This is a genomic window from Microbispora sp. H10836 (genome assembly GCF_012999525.1).
Lineage (GTDB): Bacteria > Actinomycetota > Actinomycetes > Streptosporangiales > Streptosporangiaceae > Microbispora.
The window spans coordinates 1-16,178 of the sequence record NZ_JABBWU010000013.1; the positions used below are offsets into that span (position 1 = coordinate 1).

18 protein-coding genes are annotated in these 16,178 nt (G+C 71.4%); 10 read left to right on the top strand and 8 right to left on the bottom strand.

What is annotated here, in order from left to right:
* Positions 1 to 613 (top strand): DUF6328 family protein (locus HHX30_RS23315; RefSeq protein WP_311922782.1); only part of this gene is annotated, 613 nt, incomplete at its 5' end.
* A 52-nt stretch (positions 614 to 665) separates the two neighbouring features.
* Here HHX30_RS23315 and HHX30_RS23320 read toward each other — a convergent pair.
* Positions 666 to 1,628 (bottom strand): LLM class F420-dependent oxidoreductase, encoded by a 963-nt coding sequence (locus tag HHX30_RS23320; RefSeq protein WP_169984117.1) that lies wholly within the window; start codon positions 1,626 to 1,628, stop codon positions 666 to 668.
* 120 nt (positions 1,629 to 1,748) lie between these two features.
* Between HHX30_RS23320 and HHX30_RS23325 the strand changes: the two genes are divergently transcribed.
* Positions 1,749 to 1,898 (top strand): GPGG-motif small membrane protein, encoded by a 150-nt coding sequence (locus HHX30_RS23325; RefSeq protein WP_169947694.1) that lies wholly within the window; start codon positions 1,749 to 1,751, stop codon positions 1,896 to 1,898.
* Between the two features lie 80 nt (positions 1,899 to 1,978).
* Here HHX30_RS23325 and HHX30_RS23330 read toward each other — a convergent pair whose 3' ends face one another.
* Both HHX30_RS23330 and HHX30_RS23335 read right to left on the bottom strand, forming a co-directional pair.
* Positions 1,979 to 2,707, bottom strand: a complete 729-nt coding sequence (locus HHX30_RS23330) for a metallophosphoesterase (RefSeq protein WP_310742001.1) — start codon at positions 2,705 to 2,707, stop codon at positions 1,979 to 1,981.
* Entirely contained in the window at positions 2,704 to 2,949 is a 246-nt protein-coding gene (locus HHX30_RS23335; protein ID WP_169984118.1) for a BON domain-containing protein, read from the bottom strand. The genes HHX30_RS23330 and HHX30_RS23335 overlap by 4 nt, the downstream gene beginning before the upstream one ends.
* 592 nt (positions 2,950 to 3,541) lie before the next feature.
* Here HHX30_RS23335 and HHX30_RS23340 point away from each other — a divergent pair.
* Both HHX30_RS23340 and HHX30_RS43365 read left to right on the top strand, forming a co-directional pair.
* Positions 3,542 to 4,765: a glycosyltransferase gene (locus HHX30_RS23340; protein WP_249350365.1), complete on the top strand. Its 1,224-nt coding sequence runs from the start codon at positions 3,542 to 3,544 to the stop codon at positions 4,763 to 4,765.
* 25 nt (positions 4,766 to 4,790) lie between these two features.
* Entirely contained in the window at positions 4,791 to 5,699 is a 909-nt protein-coding gene (locus HHX30_RS43365; protein WP_169984119.1) for a glycosyltransferase family 9 protein, read from the top strand.
* On the opposite strand, the gene HHX30_RS23350 is transcribed toward HHX30_RS43365, so the two are convergent.
* A complete protein-coding gene (locus tag HHX30_RS23350) occupies positions 5,659 to 6,771 on the bottom strand; it encodes a DNA topoisomerase IB (protein ID WP_169984120.1) in 1,113 nt (370 codons plus the stop codon). The genes HHX30_RS43365 and HHX30_RS23350 overlap by 41 nt on opposite strands.
* Positions 6,768 to 7,817 (bottom strand): glycosyltransferase family 9 protein, encoded by a 1,050-nt coding sequence (locus HHX30_RS23355; RefSeq protein WP_169984121.1) that lies wholly within the window; start codon positions 7,815 to 7,817, stop codon positions 6,768 to 6,770. Before HHX30_RS23355 ends, HHX30_RS23350 begins: the two co-directional genes overlap by 4 nt.
* Before the next feature lie 187 nt (positions 7,818 to 8,004).
* Between HHX30_RS23355 and rfaE2 the strand changes: the two genes are divergently transcribed.
* The 5 genes from rfaE2 (at position 8,005) to HHX30_RS23380 (ending at position 14,226) form a co-directional block, all read left to right on the top strand.
* The gene (gene rfaE2, locus HHX30_RS23360; protein ID WP_169984122.1) at positions 8,005 to 9,450 is read left to right on the top strand and encodes a D-glycero-beta-D-manno-heptose 1-phosphate adenylyltransferase; all 1,446 of its coding nucleotides are present in this window, start codon (positions 8,005 to 8,007) and stop codon (positions 9,448 to 9,450) included.
* Positions 9,451 to 9,460: 10 nt separating this feature from the next.
* Positions 9,461 to 9,709 carry a hypothetical protein gene (locus tag HHX30_RS23365; RefSeq protein ID WP_142558099.1) on the top strand — a complete coding sequence of 83 codons (249 nt, stop codon included), beginning with the start codon at positions 9,461 to 9,463 and terminating at the stop codon, positions 9,707 to 9,709.
* Positions 9,710 to 9,712: 3 nt separating this feature from the next.
* Positions 9,713 to 10,711: an SDR family oxidoreductase gene (locus HHX30_RS23370; protein ID WP_311922790.1), complete on the top strand. Its 999-nt coding sequence runs from the start codon at positions 9,713 to 9,715 to the stop codon at positions 10,709 to 10,711.
* A gap of 273 nt (positions 10,712 to 10,984) precedes the next feature.
* Complete coding sequence (locus HHX30_RS23375) at positions 10,985 to 12,811, top strand: transketolase (protein ID WP_169984123.1); 1,827 nt, start codon at positions 10,985 to 10,987, stop codon at positions 12,809 to 12,811.
* Positions 12,812 to 13,068: 257 nt separating this feature from the next.
* On the top strand, positions 13,069 to 14,226 hold the full coding sequence (locus tag HHX30_RS23380) for an alkaline phosphatase PhoX (protein ID WP_169984124.1): 1,158 nt from the start codon (positions 13,069 to 13,071) through the stop codon (positions 14,224 to 14,226).
* A 67-nt stretch (positions 14,227 to 14,293) separates the two neighbouring features.
* Here the strand turns inward: HHX30_RS23380 and HHX30_RS23385 are convergent, their stop codons facing one another.
* Both HHX30_RS23385 and HHX30_RS23390 read right to left on the bottom strand, forming a co-directional pair.
* A complete protein-coding gene (locus tag HHX30_RS23385) occupies positions 14,294 to 14,686 on the bottom strand; it encodes a ChaB family protein (protein WP_169984125.1) in 393 nt (130 codons plus the stop codon).
* A gap of 49 nt (positions 14,687 to 14,735) precedes the next feature.
* Positions 14,736 to 14,996, bottom strand: coding sequence for a DUF6458 family protein (locus tag HHX30_RS23390; RefSeq protein WP_030505976.1), 261 nt, complete (start codon positions 14,994 to 14,996; stop codon positions 14,736 to 14,738).
* Between the two features lie 86 nt (positions 14,997 to 15,082).
* Between HHX30_RS23390 and HHX30_RS23395 the strand changes: the two genes are divergently transcribed.
* Positions 15,083 to 15,604: a shikimate kinase gene (locus HHX30_RS23395; protein WP_211592419.1), complete on the top strand. Its 522-nt coding sequence runs from the start codon at positions 15,083 to 15,085 to the stop codon at positions 15,602 to 15,604.
* A gap of 31 nt (positions 15,605 to 15,635) precedes the next feature.
* Here the strand turns inward: HHX30_RS23395 and HHX30_RS23400 are convergent, their stop codons facing one another.
* A complete protein-coding gene (locus tag HHX30_RS23400) occupies positions 15,636 to 16,103 on the bottom strand; it encodes an ATP-binding protein (RefSeq protein WP_169984126.1) in 468 nt (155 codons plus the stop codon).
* Positions 16,104 to 16,178 lie beyond the last annotated feature (75 nt).

Below are 16,178 nucleotides of genomic sequence, written 5' to 3' on the forward strand. Positions count from 1 at the left end.
ACCGCCGGATCCCGCGGAACTCATGCTGGACCTCAACTGGTCGAGCGAGCAGGGCGGTGACCCGGCGGCACCTCGGGTGCATCAGCAGTCTCACGACTACCGACACAAGGATGGTGCACCAGTGAGCGAGGTGCTGGAGCCGTTGGAGAACACCGACGAGCACCCGAAGGAGCGCGTCGACCGCGAGCTCGGCGAGTTGCTGCAAGGTCTGCGGGTGGCCGCGACGGGCGTGCAGGTGCTGTTCGCGTTCCTGCTGACGCTCCCGTTCTCCGCCGGTTTCGAGAAGATCGACGCCACCGGAAACTGGCTGTTCTACACCGCGGTCGTGTCCGCGGCGGTCGCGTCCATCTGCCTGATCGCTCCGGCGACCCAGCACCGGATCCTGTTCCGGTCGGGTCTCAAGGAGCTGCTGCTGCAGCGGGCGAACCGGCTCGGCGTGGTCGGCGGGCTCGCCCTGGCCGTGTCGATGGCCTGCTCCACCGCCCTGGTCATGGACGCGCTGACCGGTATGTGGCCGACGGCGCTGGTCGGCGCGGGTGTGGCGCTGCTGTCCGGCTGGCTCTGGTTCATCCAGCCGCTCCTGTCGCTGCGCCTGGTCAGGGACGACGCCTGAAGAACCGCCATGAGAGCGCGACCGCGTGCACCGCGGTCGCGCTTCTTCGCGATCAGCCCGCTTCCCGCAGGCGCGGCAGGATCCGCGTCGCGTAGAACTCGAAGAACCCGTCCTGGTCCGGGCCGATCTGGTTGACGTAGACCTCGTCGAAGCCGGCGTCCACGTACTCGCGGATCGCGTTCAGGTGCGCCTCGGGGGAGGGTCCGCAGGGCGTGGACCGGGTCGCGGCCTCCTCCGTGACGAGCTGTGAGAGCTGCTCGAAGTGCCGGGGCAGCGGCAGGAGCTGTGCGGCCTCGCCCGGGATCCCCTGGTTGGGCCAGAGCCGGTGGACGGTCCTGCGCGCCTCGGCCTCGTCGTCCGACCAGCACACCTTCAGCCCGGCCGCGCACGGCTTGCCCTCGCCGCCCGCCTTGTGGAACGCCTCCACCATGTCGGCGGCGGGCGCGGTGTGGATGTAACCGTCGCCGAGCCGGCCCGCGAGCTCGACGGACTTGGGCCCGAAGCCCGAGATGTAGACCGGCGGGGGCCGGTCCGGCAGCGAGTACAGCCGGGCCGTGTCCACCTCGTAGAACTCGCCGCGGTAGGTCACCAGCTCGCCGGTCCACAGCTCCCTGATGACGTCGAGAGCCTCCTCCAGCATTTGCTGGCGATCCTCGGCCGGGGGCCACTGGTCGCCCAGGATGTGCTCGTTCAACGCCTCTCCGGTGCCGACCCCGAGCCGGAACCTGCCCTCCAGCAGGATCTGGGCGGTCGCCGCGGCCTGGGCGATGATCGCCGGGTGGATGCGGATGATGGGACAGGTGACGGCAGTGGTCACCGGTAGCGACGTCGCCTGCGAGACAGCCCCGATGATGGACCACACGAACGAGCTCTCGCCCTGCTCGTCCAGCCACGGGTGATAGTGGTCCGAGATCCACAACGCCTCGAAGCCGGCCTCCTCGGCGAGTTTCGCCTGGCGGACCAGCTCCTTCGGATCATGTTCCTCACTGGACAAGAAATAGCCGAAAGTGGTCATGTATCACCACATGCCCGAATATTGTCAAGCAAACGTAACAATGAGTGCTGCGAGGGAAAATTCGATCGGCCTCAGGCCTGAATGATGTTACGAGGCCCTTTGTACGGGCAGTGGAGGGCCATGGCTACTCTGCTTTGGATCATCGCCGTGGTACTGGTAATCGCCGGGATCTACGTGATCCTGGCCCGTCGGGACATCCTCTGGGGGATCGTCCTCATCGTCATCGGATTCCTCGTCGGCCCCGGTGGCGTCAGTATCTTCAATCCCTAGTCGCACCTCACCCACCCTGATCGCGGACACCGAGACGGCGGCCGGCCACAAGGGCCGGCCGCCGTCTCACGGCTGAACGCTCAGCATTGGTCGCCGTTCAGGCAGTAGACGGTGTACGCGTGTTTGATGACCGGAAGGGCGACATTACGCACCCGGATACCTCCGGGAGTCACGCCCTTTTCGGTGCCCGCGTGCGCGTGGCCGTGAATGAAGAGATCCGCGCCCTCGGCGTCGGCGGCCTCCGCCAGCATGTAACTGCCGAGGAACGGATAGATTTCCGGCGGCTCGCCCATCAGCGTGTCCTTGACCGGCGAGTAATGGCTGAGCACGATCTTGTGGTCGGCGTCGAGTTCCTTGAGCGCCCGCCGCCACCGCTCGGCGATTTCCTTGGTGTGCCGGACGAACGCCTTGGTCTCCGGCTCGCCGAACTCGCTCGCGCATTTCCCGGCGAAACCGCCGCCGAAGCCCTTGCCTCCGGCGACTCCGAGCCGTACGCCGTCGACGGGGACGACCGTCCCCTCGTCGTCGAGGACGGTGATGCCGGCGTCGCGGAGGAGGTCGATGATCTCCTGGTTGCAGTCGGAGTGGTAGTCGTGGTTGCCGAGCACGGCGACGACGGGGATGGGCAGGCCGCTCAGCTCCTCGGCGACCACCCGGCCCTCGGGGACCGTGCCGTGCCTGGTCAGATCGCCTCCTACCAGCAGCACGTCCGCGCGGCGCTCGATGCCCTCGATCTTCTTGCGATAGTGACCGCGCAGATCCTCGCCCAGATGGATGTCCGCGACGGCGGCGATCCGCAACTCCCTCACAGATGCTCCTCCTCTCCCGGCTCCCGCACCTCCACCAAGGTGATCTCGTTGTGCACCCGCAGGCCCGGAGCCGCCTCCCGGGCGACGTTCTCGATCTGGTGCCGCCGCTCGTCACAGGAGACCTGTCCGCGCAGGTAGACCTCTTCTCCTCGCACATCCACCCGAATGCCCAGCTCGGTGGTCCGATCGTCCTCCGCGAGAACCCGCTGCACGCGGGCCGCGACATAGTGCGGCGTCTCCATCTCTTCCCCTCGTGTCCCCCTCGGTTCTGTATCGCTAGCGCTGCCCGGCCGTTGCCGGGCGAAACCAGTGGTTTGACGGGCGCGAGGGTGGATATGGTTGTTGGTATTCCTGGTGCCTAAGACGCAGGTACCTCCTTGGCGTGAGCATGCCGTGATGGAGGAGCGTCTTGGGAACGTGTGACCGGCCTTCACCTCGCCGCGGCCGAAGCACCGCGGGCACCGGCGGCACCGATCACCGCACCTCTTCCACGGGCACCGTCTCCTCCGACCTCAATGACACGGCCCCCCACGGCACGGCCCCCCACAACACGGCCCCCCACGTCGCGGTCCCCTCCGTACGGGCCGTCTCCGGCATCCCCCACCGGCCACGCGCCACCGTCCTCGCGGGCCACGCGCCCGCCCTCCGCCGTCCGCCCGCCACGGCCCGCCATGCGTGCGCCGCCGTCGTCGCGGGCGGTTCCGTCCCCGGGAACCGCCGCGTCCGCGCCGCCGCTTCCCGCGCACGGCGACCTGCCGCCGCCCCCGCCCCGGTCGCCGGACCTGCTCACCTGGACTCCCTGACTCCCGAGCCGGGTATTCGCCACTGCCGCTCATGGAGGAACCCCCAGTGAAGATCGCCATGGTCTCGGAGCACGCCAGCCCGCTCGCCACCCTCGGCGGTGTCGACGCCGGCGGTCAGAACGTGCACGTCGCCGCCCTCGCCCGGGAGCTCGCCCGGGCCGGGCACGAGGTCACCGTCTACACCCGCAGGGACCGCGAGGACCTGCCGGAGACTGTCGCCTTCGGCCCCGGGGTGGACGTCGTCCACGTCCCCGCGGGCCCCGCCTCCGAGATCCCCAAGGACGAGATCCTTCCCTGGATCCCCCACTTCGGGAAGTGGCTGCACGACCGCTGGCTGTTCGACCGGCCGGACGTCGTGCACAGCCACTTCTGGATGAGCGGGCTGGCCGCGCTCGCCGCGGCGGAGAAGCTGCGGATTCCGGTCGTCCACACCTTCCACGCGCTCGGCAGCGTCAAGCGGCGGCACCAGGGCCCGGCCGACACCAGCCCGCGCGAGCGCGTCGAGGCCGAGGCCGAGATCGGACGGCGCGCCGACTGCGTCATCGCGACCTGCACGGACGAGATCGACGAGCTGATCCGCATGCGGGTGCCGCGCCGCGCGACCCGGGTGGTCCCCTGCGGAGTCGACGTCACCGCCTTCCATCCGCACGTCGAGCCGCTGGAGCGGCCGGAGCGCCCGCGCCTGTTGTCGGTCGGCCGGCTCGTGCCGCGCAAGGGCCTGGAGACGACCATCAGGGCCCTGCAGTATCTGCGGGACGCCGAGCTGGTCGTCGCGGGCGGTCCCCCGGCCGCCGGGATGCACCACGACCCCGAGGTCACCCGGCTGCGCTGGCTCGCGACTCAGGCGGGCGTCTCCGACCGGGTCCGCTTCCTCGGCAGGGTCGAGCGCGACACGCTGCCCGCGCTGATGCGCTCGGCCACCGCCGTCGTCTCCGTGCCGTGGTACGAGCCGTTCGGGATGGTGGCGCTCGAGGCGATGGCCTGCGGCGTCCCCGTCGTCGCCTCCGCCGTCGGCGGACAGAAGGAGACCGTGGTCAACAACGTGACCGGTCTCCTCGTGCCGCCCCGCCGGCCCGCCGTGCTGGCCAGGGCGCTGCGCAAGCTGCTCGACGACCGGGTGCGGCGCACGGCGTACGGCATCGCGGGCGCCGACCGGGCCCGCGCGAGGTACGCCTGGAGCCGCATCGCCACCGAGACCCTGGCCGCCTACGACCGGGTGCTGTCCGCCCGGCAGCTGGAAAGGAGCGCCTCTTGATCCTGTCGCCCCCCGAGGTGAACCGGTGACGTCGACGGCCCTCGTGCTGCGTTCCGACGGCATCGGGGGCCTTCTCACCGTCGTGCCCGCGTTGCGCGCCCTGCGCCGCCACGGGCTGCGCGTCGTCCTCGCCTGCCCGCCGGAGCTGAGCGAGCTCGCCGCGCTCACCGGCGCGGTGGACCGGATCCTGCCCGCCTACGGGCTCGCGCCGCTGTCGTGGCCCGGGCCCGGCGAGGAGGACGCCGCTCACCCGCCGCTCCTGCCGGACCTCGCCGTCAACCTGCACGACCGCGGGCCGCGCAGCCACCGCGTCCTCCTCGGTGTCGGGACGAGGCGCCTGTGGGCGTACGCGAACCCGGACGTCCCGTGGATCAGGGGGCCGTGGTGGGACCCGGGCGAGCACGAGGTGCTGCGGTGGTGCCGGCTGCTCCAGTGGCACGGCGTGCCGGCCGACCCGGAGGACATGGCGCTGCCCACTCCCCTGACCGCGAGTCCCGCCCCGGGGGCCGTCGTGATCCACCCCGGCGCGGGCGGCACCTCGCTGCGCTGGCCCGCCGACCGGTTCGCCGAGGTGGCCCGGGTGCTGACGGACGAGGGCCTGCCCGTCGTGATCACCGGCAGCGTTCGGGAACGGCCGATGGCCCTGCTCGTGGCGACCCGGGCGGTGCTGCCGCCGCAGATCGTGCTCGCGGGCCGAACCTCGCTGCGGGAGCTGTGCGCGCTGCTCGCCGGGGCCCGGCTGGTCATCAGCGGCGACGTCGCGATGACCCGGCTCGCCGGGGCCTACCGGACACCCTCGGTGCTCGTGTCGACGGCGGACGGACGCCACCCGATCCTGCACGAGGCGGACGCGTCCGACCACCTGGGCTCGGTGGTCCCGGCCGCCCAGGTGGTCAGCGCCGCCGTGCGGGCGCTCGGCGCAGGAGTTCGATGACGGCCTCCTCGACCGGCCCGTGGGTGGCGAGCCGGCCCTCGCCGGTCTCCTCGCCCAGCCGTTCGAGGGGGATCGTCCGCCCCTTCTCGTACAACGCGACGACGCGGGGGTCCACATAGGAGGCGCGGCACACCGACGGCGTGTTGCCGAGGTACTCCGACACCTCCTTCATCACCCTGGAGACCGCCCGTTTGCGCCCCGCGCCGCTGCGTACGGGGCGGGAGACGGCGAGCCCGACCGCGGCCAGGACCGTGGCGTGCCAGGTGCGGAAGTCCTTGGCCGAGACGTCCGTGCCGAAGGCGTCCTTCAGGTAGGCGTTGATGTCGGCGCTGCGCACGTCCACCCAGCCCTCCTCGGCGCGGTAGCGCAGCAGCTCGCCCCGGCGGCCCTTCGACAGCGCGGTGAGCACCGCGCACACGTCGGCGTCGGCCAGCACCTGCTCCCGCTCCTTGCGGCCCTTGGCCAGGTAGCGGCACACGACCTTGCCGTCCCCGCACTTCACGTGCGACGTCTTCAGGGTGGCCAGACCGTAGGAGTCGGTGTACTCCTCCCCGCCGACGCGGAAGAAGCCGATGTCGAGCATGCGCGCGGCGGTGGCCAGCACGCGCTCACGGCTCAGGCCGTCGCCGCGCAGGTCGCGGGCGACCCGCTCGCGGAAGGCGGGGAGCTGCTGGGCGATCTCCAGCACGTGGTCGAACTTGGCCTCGTCCTGCTGCCTGCGCCACTCGTCGTGGTAGCGGTACTGCCGCCGGCCGGCGGCGTCGGTGCCCACGGCCTGGAGGTGGCCGTTCGGATGGGCGCAGATCCACACGTCGGTCCAGGCCGGGGGGATCGCGAGGCGATTGATCCGGTGCAGGGTGACCCGGTCCTTCACGGGCCGGCCGGAGGCCCAGGAGTAGCTGAACCCGCGCCCGCGGCGCCGGCGCCGGATGCCCGGCTCGCTCGGGTCGCTCGGCCGCAGCTCGACGGGCGGTGTCTCGAAGACCTTCGCCTTCTCCGCCGCGGACTTGTCCGCCGCAGCCCTGTCCGCCGCGGACCTCGCCGCGCCGGACTTCTCGGCCACGGCGCTCATCGCAGCAGGTCCCACGCCTGTTCGAGCACGTCGTCCACGCTCACGTCGCCGACCCACGAGACGTCGCGGTGGCCGCACTCCCGCATGCCCTCCGTGCCGGCGGGGAGCCCGCAGACCGGGCAGCCCGACGTCCAGGAGATCAGCGGCCGCTGGTGCCCCCTGCTCAGCGGACCCCAGTTGATCATGTTGCCGCACCAGTAGATGCCCACGGTGGGCGTGCCCGTCGCCGCCGCCAGGTGGCGTGGCCCGGTGTCGTTGGAGACGAGCAGGTCGCAGGCGGCGTACAGCGCGGTGAGCCCGCCGAGCGACAGCTCTCCGACGACGGCCCTCGCCGGGGTCTGCATCTGCGCGACGACCTTCTCGACGACCTCCCGCTCCTCCTCGACGCCGGTCACCACCACCGGCCGTCCGAGGCGGTCGGCGACCTCCGCGAACCGCTCCGGCGGCCATCTCCTGCGCCGGTCCCCCGCGCCCGGGTGGATCGCCACCAGGCCCCGGGGCACCTTGCCGAGCGTGCGGTTCAGCTCGGCCCAGTCCTCCCTGACGACCGCGATCCTCGGCTCGATCTCGCTGGTGGCGGCGCCGAGCAGGCCGGCCACCTCCAGGTAGCGCAGGGTCTCGTGCTGGTAGTGGACGTACGGCACCCAGCGGTCGAGCGGCGCGGCGTCGGGCGTGCGCAGGCCGGCCGTCACCCGCGCCCCGAGGCCGCGGATGAACGGGTTGGAGTTGCGCCCGCCGCCGTGCATCTGGACGGCCAGGTCGAACCTGCGCTCACGCAGGTCCTCGTACAGCTCCTCGGGGGTGGCGGTCCCGTCCGGCGGGGAGGAGACGCCGGAGATGGGCGGCAGCGCCACCACCTCGTCCACCGGGCCCGGGCGGCCCCGCAGGAACCGCGCGTGCCATTCACGGCCGAGCAGGGTGATCTTGGCGGCGGGATACGCCCGCCTGAGCGCCCCGATGGCAGGCAGGGCCAGCAGCAGGTCGCCGAGGGCGTTGGCCCTCAGCACGGCGATCCGCTCGACTCCCTCGACGAGCAGCGCGCTCATGCCACCCGCCTCGTCCCCTCGTGCATCGGACACCCCCATTCGCCCGGCCCGCCGGCTGACCCCCGGCGGAGCGCTCGTGTGGTGCGACGTCTGATCCCGGTTACCCCGGTGCGACCGCCCCAAACCGGTCGGCCGGGTCTGCCGTGCCTCTTGTTTCCCCTGCGTCTGCCGGGGTAGCCGCCGAGGTATGACGGAAGAGACGCTCAACCGTTTCGGTGAAGTCACAGCCGTCGTCGTCGGGGACGTGATGCTCGACTCGTGGCTGCGGGGCCGGACCAAGCGCATGGCTCAGGAGGCCCCGGTGCCGGTGGTGACCGTCGAGCAGATCGAGGACCAGCCGGGCGGTGCCGCCAACACGGCCGTGAACCTGGCCGCCCTGGGCGCACGGGTCCACATGGTGGGGGTCACCGGCGCCGACCCCGCCGGGGCGACGCTCAACGCGACCCTGGGACGGCTCGACATCGAGGGCCTGGTCATCGTGCGCAGCTGGCGGACCTCGGTCAAGCGCCGGGTGCTGACCGACGGCCAGATCGTGGCGCGGTACGACGAGGAGGACGAGGCGCCGCTGCCGGCGGCGGCCGAGCGCGAGCTCATCGAGCAGATCACCCGGCTCGCGGCGGACGCGGACGTCATCATCGCCTGCGACTACGGAGGCGGGGTGTGCACGCCGGACGTCCGCCGGGTGCTGTGCGACCTGAGCATCGACCGCAGCGAGGGCTCGCGCGGCGCGCCGATCCTCGTGGTGGACGCCCACGACGTGGCGGCCTGGCGGGAGTGCCGGCCGGCGGCCGTGCTGCCCAACTACGCCGAGGTACGGCGACTGCTCGGCCAGGGGGACGACCACGACAGGGTCGCGTTCCTGTCCGCGCGGTCGGAGGACCTCATCGAGGCCACCGGCGCCGACCTGGTGGTCACCACGCTGGACGGCGAGGGCACACTGTTGCACCGGCGCGGCAGGCCGCCGCACCGCACGTACGCGACCCCCGCGCCCGACACGATGAGCATCGGCGCGGGCGACACCTTCACCTCGGCGTTCGCGCTCGCCCTGGCGGCCGGCGCGGAGCCCGAGCGGGCCGCGGACATCGGTCAGGCGGCGGCGAGCGTGGTGGTACGCCGCCAGGGGACGGCCGCCTGCTCCCACGAGGACCTGCTGCAGGCGCTGCGGCCCGACACCGCGCTGCCGCCCGAGCGGCTGGCCGCGTGCCTGGAGCGCGACCGGGCCGAGGGCAAGCGCGTCGTCTTCACCAACGGCTGCTTCGACGTGCTGCACCGCGGCCACGTCGCCTGCCTGGAGGAGGCCGCCCGGCTCGGCGACGTGCTGGTCGTCGCGGTCAACGGCGACGACGGCGTGGCCCGGCTGAAGGGGCCGCAGCGCCCGATCAACCGGTGCGAGGACCGGGTCGCGGTGCTCGCGGCGCTGGGCTGCGTTGACTACATCACCGTCTTCGACGAGGACAGCCCGACCGAGCTGCTGCGGCTCGTCCGGCCGGACGTGTACGTCAAGGGCGGCGACTACCACCCTGACCTGCTGCCCGAGGCGGACCTGGTCAGGGAGTTGGGCGGGGAGGTGCGGGTGCTCGGTTACGTCCCGGACCGGTCCACCACGGCGATAGTGAACCGCATTCGAGGGTAGAGGGGCCTCCATGACCGAAGAACAACGTTCGCCGACCGGAAAGCCTATGGTCGAGGCGACGCCGATGGACGTGATCCACGTCCGTATCGCGTCGTTCGCCCTGGTCTTCTGTTTCGCCGTTCTGGTGCTCTCCTTCGTCGGGCGCATCTGGGTGCTGACCGGGATCGTCGTGGCGATCATGGCGATCATCGCGATCTACATGGCGTTCGCCGTGCGCAGGCAGAAGAGGCTCGGCGGCGGGCCCCAATCGAGAGGATGAGCGGTGAGCCTGAAGGACAAGGTCGTCGTGGTGACCGGCGCGAGCGGCGGTGTGGGCCGCGCCGTGGTCCGGCAGCTCGGAGCGGAGGGCGCGAAGGTCGCGCTCATCGCACGTGGAGAGGCGGGCCTCGCGGGCGCCGCCGTGGACGTCGGGGCCGAGGGCGGCACCGGGAAGACCTTCGCCGCGGACGTCTCCGACTACGACCAGGTCCGCCAGGCCGCCCAGCGGGCCGAGGCCGAGCTGGGTCCGATCGACGTCTGGATCAACATCGCGTTCACGACGGTGTTCGCGCCGTTCCTGGAGATCACCCCCGAGGAGTACGAGCGCGAGACCAAGGTGACCTACCTCGGCTACGTGTGGGGCACCCAGGTGGCCCTGGAGATGATGAAGCCGCGCGACAAGGGCGTCATCGTTCAGGCGGGGTCGGCCCTGGCCTACCGGTCGATCCCCCTGCAGTCGGCGTACTGCGGCGCCAAGCACGCGATCGTCGGGTTCACCGAGTCGGTGCGGACCGAACTGCTCGCCGAGGACTCGGGCGTGAAGATCACGGTGGTGCAGCTCCCGGCGCTGAACACCCCGCAGTTCGACTGGGGGCTCAACCGCATGCGGCGGCACGCGCAGCCGGTGCCGCCGATCTACCAGCCGGAGGTCGCCGCCGACGCGCTCGTCTACGCCGCCCAGCATCCGGAGCGCAAGGAGTACTGGGTCGGCGGGATGACCGCGGCCACCATCATGGGCCAGCGGGCCGTGCCCGCCCTGCTCGATCGCTACCTCGCGAGAACCGGGGTGAAGTCGCAGCTCACCGGCGAGAAGGCGCCGACCGGGGTGTCCAACCTGTGGGAACCCGCGGACGAGGACAAGGACTACGGCGCGCACGGCAGCTTCGACCGCCGGTCGCACGGCCGCAGCGTGCAGCTGTGGATGTCGCAGCACCGCCGTCTGGTCACCGCCGCCGGTCTCGGGCTCGCCGCCGTCGCCGGTTTCGGCCTCCGCCGCCGCTGACGCCCGCGGCCACGGGCGGGTGTGCGCCCGGAGCACACACCCGCTTGATCGTGATCTCGCGAGGAAACCAGAAGCACCCGGGAACGCGGCCAAACACCGATCGCGGGTTTTGACCGTTCCGGATCGCAGGCTTTGTTCGTCCCCCACCGTGGGATATGCCGGAGTCACCGCCGCACGGTGATCACATGAGCACGGATAGCGATTGATCCCGATATATCCAGGCACGACTCTTTTGCGGTGATACGAAGGGGCTTACCGGGGTAGTCGAGGACGATGGACGAGCTTGACTACCGGTTCCTGTGCGAACTCGCGGCCCAGCTCCGGGTGGACTCGGTCCGGGCCGCCGCGGCCGCCGGCTCGGGGCATCCCACGTCCTCGATGTCGGCGGCCGAACTGATGGCCGTGCTGCTCGCGCGTCACCTCCGCGTGGACGTCGAGAACCCCGCCAACCCGGCCAACGACCACCTGATCTTCTCGAAGGGCCACGCCTCCCCCCTGCTGTACGCGATGCTCAGGGCCGCGGGGGTCGTCACCGACGAGGAGTTGCTCACCTTCCGCAGGCGCGGCAGCCGCCTGGAGGGCCACCCCACCCCGGAGGTGCCGTTCGTGGACGTGGCCACGGGCTCACTGGGCTTCGGCCTGCCCGTGGGAGTGGGGCTGGCGCTGAGCGCGCGCAGGCTGGACCGCCTGCCGTACCACGTCTGGGTGTTGTGCGGCGACAGCGAGCTCGCCGAGGGATCGATGTGGGAGGCGTTCGAGCACGCCGGGCACGAGGGGCTGAACAACCTCACGGCGATCATCGACGTGAACCGGCTCGGCCAGCACGGCCCCACCCGGCACGGCTGGGACCTCGGGGCGTACGCGGCCAGACTCGGCGCCTTCGGCTGGCACACCATCGAGATCGACGGCCACGACCCCGGCCAGATCGACTACGCGCTCGCCGACGCCCGGGCCACCCGGCGCCGTCCGACGGCGATCATCGCCAGGACCTGCAAGGGCCGCGGCGTGTCGGCCGTGGAGAACCGCGAGGGCAAGCATGGCAAGCCGCTGGAAGACGCCGAGCAGGCGCTCGGCGAGCTCGGCGGGCCCCGCGCCCTGACCGTCCGGGTCACCCCGCCCGACGCCCCTGTCACGCCGTACCGGTACGCGGACGGCGCGCTCGACCTGCCGAAGTACGCGGTGGGCGAGCAGGTGGCCACGCGGACCGCCTTCGGCGAGGCGCTGGCCGCGCTCGGCACGGCGCGGGGCGACGTGGTCGCGCTCGACGGCGAGGTGGCCGACTCGACGAAGCTGGAGGCGTTCGCCAAGACGCATCCGGAGCGGTTCTTCGAGTGCTACATCGCCGAGCAGCAGATGGTCGCCGCCGCCGTCGGCATGGACGCCCGCGGCTGGACCCCCTACGCCGCGACGTTCGCGGCCTTCCTCACCAGGGCGTACGACTTCGTCAGGATGGCGGCGGTGAGCCGGGCCGGGATCTGCCTGGTGGGGTCGCACGGCGGGGTGTCGATCGGTGAGGACGGGCCCTCCCAGATGGGCCTGGAGGACCTGGCGGCGTTCCGCGCCGTGCACGGCAGCACGGTGCTGTATCCCTGCGACGCGAACCAGACGGCCCGGCTGGTCGCGGACATGGCCGCCATGGAGGGCGTCCGCTACCTGCGGACGACGCGGGGCGAGACGCCGGTGATCTACGGGCCGGACGAGGAGTTCCCCGTGGGCGGCTGCAAGATCCTGCGCACCGGCGGCCAGGCGACCGTCGTCGCCGCGGGCGTGACCGTGCACGAGGCCCTGGCCGCGGCCGACCTGCTCGCCGAGGACGGCGTCTCCGTCACCGTGGTCGACGCCTACTCGATCAAGCCGCTCGACTCCCCCGAACTGGTCGAGATGGCGGAGGCGACCGGGAAGGTGGTCACGGTGGAGGACCACTGGCCGGAGGGCGGCCTGGGCGACGCCGTGCTCTCCGCGCTGGCCGGATCGCCGGTGCGGGTGCGCAAGCTGGGCGTGTCGGGAATGCCGGGCAGCGCGACCGCACAGGAGCAGCTGGAGGACGCCGGCATCGACAGGCACGCGATCCGCGAGGCCGTCCTGTCCCTGCTCCGCTGACCGAGGACCGGGGCCGGCGGTCCGGCTCACCCCTCCTTCTCTGATACGGCTGTCACACCACGCCGAAACCGTACCGAGTCGAGACCGCCGGCGACGGTGGGCGCAAGCCCGCGTGGCCGCAGCACCGGAATGTGGCTCGGCGTTAACTCCTCCGCCAGACGGATGTCCATTCGCCCGGCTTACTGTCAGCGAGGCCGCCTCCTCGGCCGACTCCCCTCGGCCGAGCCCCCTCGGCCGCCCCCCAAGGAGGTCTCGCGATGGAACGCCGTCACTTCCTGCGCGCGTCGGTGATCGGCGCCGGCACGATCGCCTTCAGCGGCAGTCTCTGGCAGGGCGCCGCTCTCGCCGCGCCGGCGCAGAACGCCCCCGGCCCGTACGGCCCGCTGCAGGCCGCCGACGCCAACGGCATCCAGCTCCCGGCGGGCTTCACCAGCCGGGTGGTCGCCCGCTCCCGCCAGGTCGTTCCCGGCACGTCCTACACCTGGCACGACGCCCCTGACGGAGGCGCGTGTTTCGCCGACGGCAGCGGCTGGATCTACGTCTCCAATTCCGAAACCAACCCCGGTGGCGGCGCTTCGGCCATCCGCTTCGACTCCAGCGGCGCCGCCACGTCGGCGTACCGGATCCTGTCCGGCACCCGGCAGAACTGCACGGGCGGGAAGACTCCCTGGAACACGTGGTTGTCGTGCGAGGAGGTCAGCCTGGGCTACGTGTACGAGACCTACCCGTTCGGCGGTGCGGCGGTGCAGCGCCCCGCGATGGGCCGGTTCAAGCACGAGGCGGCCGCCGCCGACCCGGTACGAAAGGTGATCTACCTCACCGAGGACGAGACCAACGGGCGCTTCTACCGGTTCATCCCCACCACGTGGGGCGATCTGTCGTCCGGAACCCTCCAGGTCATGGTGGCGGGATCAGGCACATCGGGCTCGTTCACCTGGGCGAACATCCCGGACCCGGATGGTTCGCCGACGGCGACTCGCAGCCAGGTGTCCGGTTCCAAGTCGTTCAACGGCGGCGAGGGGTGCCACTACGCCGATGACACCGTCTGGTTCACGACCAAGGGCGACAACCGGGTCTGGCAGGTCGACCTGACCGGCAACACCTACGAGCTCGCCTACGACGACAGCCTCGTCAGCCCGGGCACCGCGCCCCTCACCGGAGTCGACAACGTCACCGGCTCGACCTACGGCGACCTCTACGTGGCCGAGGACGGCGGCAACATGGAGATCTGCCTGATCACACCGGACGACAAGATCTCCCCGTTCCTCAGGATCAACGGCCAGAGCTCGTCGGAGATCACCGGGCCGGCCTTCAACCCCCTCGGCAACCGGCTCTACTTCTCCTCCCAGCGCGGCACCTCGGGATCGTCCTCCGGCGGCATCACCTACTGCGTGACCGGCCCGTTCCGCACCTGACCCCGCCCTTGGGGAAAGCGCCGCCGACGGCCCTCGCGGGGGCTGCCGGCGGCGCACGGAAGACAGGTCAGCGAGCCTTGGCGGTCGCCTTTCGGTTGGCCTTCTTGATGGCGTCCACGAGCTCGTCCTTGGTCATCCTGGACCGCCCGGGGATGCCGAGACGGCCGGCGACGTCGTAGAGGTGCTGCTTGGAGGCGTTCGCGTCGACGCCCTCGGCCGTCTCGCCCTGCTTCGGCGTGCCCTTCTCCGCCTGCTCGTCCGACGGTCCGCGCCTCTCCTTCTTCTCCCAGTGGTCGCCCACCTTCTCGAAGGAGTGCTTGAGCGCGGCGAACGCCGTACGGTGCGCCCGCTGGCCCTCGCCGTACGTCTCGACGGCGGAGTCGTGGGCCTTGATCCAGGTCTCCTGGGCCTCCTTGGGCGAGCGCTCCAGGGTCGAGGGCAGTTCCTCACGTCCTGGCATGGTCGGTGCCTCCCTTCAGACCGTCGGAAGTCCGTCGGAGGGGGTCAGATCAGATGGTGGGGTCGTCGTAGCGCCGCTCCTCGTACACGTGGCGGCGGGTGGCGGTGGCGTCCACGGGGGCGGCGGCGGTGACGGTGGTCCTGCGGCGGACCGTCGTCAGGCGCCAGATGCCGAAGAGCAGCCCGGCCAGACCGCCCACCATGAGGATCACCCCGATCACCTGGATGTCGAGGCCTGCGATGGTGAAGTCGACCGCCCAGGTGAGGATGGCCCCCAGCATGATGAGGATGATGCTTCCGGCGATGGTCATGGCTTTCCTCCTTCGCCTTCTGCTCTATCCCTCCCACGGATTCCAAACGTCGCATGCAGGTGCCCGCATAGGGCAACATGCGAATCATGACCGATATCCCCATTGTGGTGATGGGACTCATGGGCGCGGGGAAGAGCACCGTCGCCCGGCTTCTCGCCGACGCGCTCGGCCGTCCCATGCGCGACAGCGACGCCGACCTGCAGGCGAAGTACGGCACGACCGCCGCGGCGATGGCCGCCGACGTCGGCGCCGACGAACTGCACGCGCGCGAGGCGCTGGTGCTGCGGGACGCGCTGGCGGACCGTCCCGCCCCGGTCATCGCGGCCGCCGCCAGCACGGTCGAGGACGTGGAGACGCGCCGCGCGCTGGCCCCCGCCTTCGTGGTGTTCCTCGACGGCCCGCCCGAGGTGCTCGCCGAGCGGATGAAGTCGAGCCCTCATCGCCCGCACTTCAAACCCGACCTGGTACGCATGCTGACCGAGATGCGCGACCTGCGACTGCCGGGGTTCCGCGAGGTGGCGGACCTTGTCGTGGATGCCTCCGCACACGGGCCCGAGGAGATCGCGGCCACCGTGCTCGCCAACCTCGACGGCGCGAAGACTTCCTGAGGCGCCGGGCCGGGTTCGGTGGGAGGCGCGGTCAGCCGACGGCGATGCGGGACTGGTGCGGGACGACGGGCAGCAGTGGGGGGCCGCCCGCTCCGGCGAGGAACCAGACGGTCTTGCCGCCCCGGCCCCCACTCGCCACACCCCAGTCGTCGGCGAGTTCGTCCACGATGAGCAGGCCGCGCCCGCCGATGGAGTCGAGGTCCGCCTCACGCTGGTGCGGCACGCCCTCGCCCTGGTCGAACACCTCGCCGTACACCCAGGTGCCGTTGCTTCCCAGCCGGAGGGTGAAGACGTTGCCGCCGTGCCGTACGACGTTGGAGGCGAGTTCGCTCACTATCAGGGAGCAGTCGTCGACGAGCTCGTCAAGGCCCCATCGGCACAGTTCGCGGCGTACGAGGGCGCGTGCCTCCGCCACGCTGGCGCCGACGGCGGGCAGGAGGCATTCCGCGGTCCAGACGGGGGCCGGGTTGACCGGCGCCGTACCGAAGGGGAGAGTCACGCGCGCCTCCTTAGGCTCATGGGAGCGCTCCCACGGCTCAAGATACGGCACGCAACGCAGTCATGTGAATTCAAA

Coding starts and splice junctions, on each gene's coding strand:
- HHX30_RS23320 (WP_169984117.1), bottom strand. CDS start 1,628: ATGACCACTTTCGGCTATTTCTTGTCCAGTGAGGAACATGATCCGAAG.
- HHX30_RS23325 (WP_169947694.1), top strand. CDS start 1,749: ATGGCTACTCTGCTTTGGATCATCGCCGTGGTACTGGTAATCGCCGGG.
- HHX30_RS23335 (WP_169984118.1), bottom strand. CDS start 2,949: ATGGAGACGCCGCACTATGTCGCGGCCCGCGTGCAGCGGGTTCTCGCG.
- HHX30_RS23340 (WP_249350365.1), top strand. CDS start 3,542: ATGGAGGAACCCCCAGTGAAGATCGCCATGGTCTCGGAGCACGCCAGC.
- HHX30_RS23350 (WP_169984120.1), bottom strand. CDS start 6,771: ATGAGCGCCGTGGCCGAGAAGTCCGGCGCGGCGAGGTCCGCGGCGGAC.
- HHX30_RS23355 (WP_169984121.1), bottom strand. CDS start 7,817: ATGAGCGCGCTGCTCGTCGAGGGAGTCGAGCGGATCGCCGTGCTGAGG.
- rfaE2 (WP_169984122.1), top strand. CDS start 8,005: ATGACGGAAGAGACGCTCAACCGTTTCGGTGAAGTCACAGCCGTCGTC.
- HHX30_RS23365 (WP_142558099.1), top strand. CDS start 9,461: ATGACCGAAGAACAACGTTCGCCGACCGGAAAGCCTATGGTCGAGGCG.
- HHX30_RS23375 (WP_169984123.1), top strand. CDS start 10,985: ATGGACGAGCTTGACTACCGGTTCCTGTGCGAACTCGCGGCCCAGCTC.
- HHX30_RS23380 (WP_169984124.1), top strand. CDS start 13,069: ATGGAACGCCGTCACTTCCTGCGCGCGTCGGTGATCGGCGCCGGCACG.
- HHX30_RS23385 (WP_169984125.1), bottom strand. CDS start 14,686: ATGCCAGGACGTGAGGAACTGCCCTCGACCCTGGAGCGCTCGCCCAAG.
- HHX30_RS23390 (WP_030505976.1), bottom strand. CDS start 14,996: ATGACCATCGCCGGAAGCATCATCCTCATCATGCTGGGGGCCATCCTC.
- HHX30_RS23395 (WP_211592419.1), top strand. CDS start 15,083: ATGACCGATATCCCCATTGTGGTGATGGGACTCATGGGCGCGGGGAAG.